The organism is Photobacterium sanguinicancri (genome assembly GCF_002265265.1).
In the GTDB taxonomy this organism is placed as follows: domain Bacteria; phylum Pseudomonadota; class Gammaproteobacteria; order Enterobacterales; family Vibrionaceae; genus Photobacterium; species Photobacterium sanguinicancri.
Map to the genome: position 1 here is coordinate 1 of NZ_NOIF01000498.1, position 393 is coordinate 393.

Here is a 393-nt window from a genome sequence, read left to right on the forward strand (position 1 = left end):
TATTAATAAGCCTAATAGAAGTGAAGCTGCTTTTATACAACGCCTTGATACGCTTTATAATTATATTATCAATAATAAGGTTTTAATTAATGGATAAACCAATATTAATTGTATTTGGTCGAGGGGGGCATGAGTCTCAAGCTAAAAGGTTCATTGCCACATTGAGTGAAGATGTTAAATATATTATTTTAACTGATTCAAGTACTTTTACTGATATAGATGCAGTTGATATCATCAGAGTACCTGAACTGCGTGATAAAGCAGCCACTTCCTTATTGTCAATGTCTAAAAATGCATTGAATATCTTCAACTCAACACGTGGCATTCTGAGCAAGAATGAATTATCTGGAATGATATCAACAGGGCCTGGTGTTTCAATTTTTTCTTCAATAG

Annotated in this window: 1 protein-coding gene; it reads left to right on the top strand. The window is 32.8% G+C overall.

What is annotated here, in order from left to right:
* Positions 1–89: 89 nt before the first annotated feature.
* A partial coding sequence (locus ASV53_RS24820) for a hypothetical protein (protein WP_141226360.1) occupies positions 90–393 on the top strand: 304 nt, incomplete at its 3' end.